Genomic DNA, 2,988 nt, shown 5'->3' with positions numbered 1-2,988 from the left:
GGCCTCCATTCGGCCGAGCAACAACTGCTGGCCCCCGGTTCCGGGGTCCTTTTTTTTTCCTCCCCGGCGCGATGGTGGTAAGTTCCTGCTCTTGCCGGGGTTGCGGCAAAGGGGGAGCGACCCCTTGCCGTCCACGCAACCACCGGCCCGGAACATGACGCGCATTTTCAAACTCACCATCGTGATCGTCTGGCTGGGGGCCATTGGCTGGCTCGCAGCGAAAACGGACTGGAGCGACAAGGACGTCCGCGCCGGCGGCGAGGCCGGCGACCTGCTGGCGCTTGAGATCAAGGAACTCGACCCGGGCGCCGCCGGGTACGAGGAAGCCTGGTTCGGTGTCTACCTGCGCGATGTAAAGGTGGGCTACACCCGCTCGGCCTTTGAGGTCTACGAGGGCGGCGTCCTCTTTGCCGACGAGGTGCGCTGGGACATGCAGGTCATGGGCGCGAAGCGGCAGATCCTGATGAAACAGCGCGGCGAGCTCGACAAGAACCACTCGCTCTCGCGCATGCACTTTCGCCTGGAGACCGAGGGAAGCACCCTCGAAGCGGCCGCCCGCCACCGGGGCAAACTCCTGGACGCGGTCATCGTCACCGCCGGGGGAGAGCAGAACATCCAGCTCGACGTGCCCGAGCAGCTCACCACCCCCGCGGCGGTCTATCTCACTCTGCGCGAGAAGGGGCTCAAAGTCGGCGCGGAGTATCGTTTCGACATCTTCGATCCCTTCGTGCAGCAATCGAGCGTGATGACCGTCAACGTCGAGGGAACCGAAGATCTCGATATCGGCGGGAAGACGCGCACGCTCTACCGGGTGAGCCAGAACATGCTGGGGAACACTTCGACAATGTGGCTCGATGAAAAGGCCCGCGTCTGGCGCGAGCAGACAGCCGAGGGACTGGAGATGCGCCGCGAGAGCGCCGAGCAGGCGGGCAAGGACATCCGCGGCGGCGACCTGGACATCGGCGAGCTCTTCGCCGTGCGGGTGGTCGGCAAGCTCGAGAACATCCCCTCGCTTCGGGAGGTCACCTACAGGATCGAGGGGCTCGGCGACGGATTCGACGACCTGAGTGGCCTTCGCCAGAGCGCGACGTCGCTGGAGTCGGGTGTGCGGCTTACCCTGGCACGTGAGGAAGTCCCGGCGACCGGTTCCTACGAACTGCCCTACACCGGCAGCGAATACGCCGGGTTCTTGAAAGCCGAACCCTTCGTGCCCGTGGGGCATCCCAAACTGACCGAGCAGGCGCGCAAGATCATCGGCGATGAGAAAGACCCCGTGGCCGCGGCGCGGGCACTGACCACCTGGGTCTTCGACAATCTGGCCAAGCAGAACGTCGTCGGGGTCCCCAATGCCCTGGAAGCCCTGGAGACCCGCAGCGGCGACTGCAACGAGCACGCCACCCTGCTGGTGGCCCTGGCGCGCAGCGTGGGGCTTCCCGCGCGGGTGGCAGTCGGCCTCGTTCACTTGCAGGGCAGTTTCTACTATCACGCGTGGACGGAGTTCTACGTGGGCCAGTGGGTGAGCGCCGACGCCACAGTGGACCAGATGCCCGCCGATGTGACACGCATCCGGCTGGCGCAGGGCAACATGGGCGAGCAGGCCAAGCTCACCTCGCTGCTCGGAAAGCTCCAGATCACCATTGAGGAGGCCCGATGATCCGGGTTGAAGGACTCACCAAGGTCTACGACCAGTTCACTGCCGTCAACGGCATCGACCTCCATGTGCGCGAGGGCGAGATCTACGGCTTTCTCGGTCCCAACGGCGCGGGCAAGACGACGAGCATCCGCATGATGATCGGGCTTTTGAAGCCCACCAGCGGGCGTATCGTGCTGGGCGGCAAGGATCTCGAAGCCGATCCCATCGGCGCCAAGCAGATCGTGGGCTTCGTGCCCGACCGGCCCTACATCTACGAAAAGCTCACCGCGCGCGAGTTTCTGGAATTCATGGGCGGCGTCTACGGCGTCGATAAGGAAACGGTCGCCAAGCGCGGCGCCGAGCTGCTGGAATTCTTCGATCTCACGAACTGGACCGACGAGCTCATCGAGAGCTACTCCCACGGCATGAAGCAGCGGCTCACCATGGCCTCGGCCTTCCTGCACAGTCCGAAGATCTTCATCGTCGATGAACCCATGGTGGGACTCGACCCCAAGGGGGCGCGCCTGTTCAAGGACGCGCTGCGCGAGATGAGCGCGCGCGGGACCACGATTTTCATGTCGAGCCACTCGCTGGCCGTCGTCGAAGAGCTCTGCACGCGGGTTTCCATCATCCAGGGTGGCAACATTATTGCGACCGGCAGCATCGATGAGCTGCGCGAGCGCGCCGCCGACCCGTCGGGCAATCTCGAACACGTCTTCCTCAAGCTGACCGGGGAAGCCGACGCGGCCGTCCCCGAAGAGATCGCCGGAGGCTGATCCCCATGCCTGAACACGAGCGGGCGATCTCCCTCAAGGGGCTTCGCCAGCACAACCTGAAGAACATCGACGTGGCCTTCCCGCTCGGAAAGCTGACGGTCGTGACCGGGCTCTCGGGCTCGGGAAAGAGCTCGCTCGCCTTCGATTCGCTCTATGCCGAGGGCCAGCGCCGCTACGTGGAGTCGCTCTCCACCTACGCGCGCCAGTTCCTGGAGCGCATGCCCAAGCCCGACCTCGACCAGGCCGAGAACATTCCGCCGGCCATCGCCATCCAGCAGAAGAACCCGGTGAAGACCTCGCGCTCGACCGTGGGCACGCTCACCGAGATCTACGACTACCTGCGCCTGCTCTACGCAAAAATCGGGCACGTCATCTGCCCCGAGTCGGGCGAGCGTTGCCGCCGCGACACGCCCCAGAGCGTGTGCGACGCCATGCTCGGCAAGTTCGAGGGCCAGCGCGCGCTGGTGCTCTTCCCGCCCCACGGCGATGAGCTCAAGGACCCCGAGCGCTTCCTCGATTCCTGCCGGCGCCGCGCCTACATCCGCGTGTGGATCGACGGTGAGACCCTCGACGTCGATG

The 2,988-nt window shown here is 65.1% G+C and carries 3 protein-coding genes; all 3 read left to right on the top strand.

The features are described from left to right. The first annotated feature begins 154 nt into the window (after positions 1 to 154). On the top strand, positions 155 to 1,654 hold the full coding sequence (locus KDH09_02845; protein MCB0218606.1) for a transglutaminase domain-containing protein: 1,500 nt from the start codon (positions 155 to 157) through the stop codon (positions 1,652 to 1,654). Further along, a complete protein-coding gene (locus tag KDH09_02840; protein ID MCB0218605.1) occupies positions 1,651 to 2,409 on the top strand; it encodes an ABC transporter ATP-binding protein in 759 nt (252 codons plus the stop codon). The genes KDH09_02845 and KDH09_02840 overlap by 4 nt, the downstream gene beginning before the upstream one ends. Before the next feature lie 5 nt (positions 2,410 to 2,414). Continuing rightward, positions 2,415 to 2,988, top strand: a 574-nt coding sequence (locus KDH09_02835) for an excinuclease ABC subunit UvrA (GenBank protein MCB0218604.1), incomplete at its 3' end; no start/stop codon positions are given.

It is taken from the genome of Chrysiogenia bacterium (assembly GCA_020434085.1).
Classification (GTDB): Bacteria; JAGRBM01; JAGRBM01; order JAGRBM01; family JAGRBM01; genus JAGRBM01.
The sequence above is the reverse complement of the archived record's forward strand: the minus strand, read 5'-3'. Positions and strand labels throughout refer to the sequence as shown.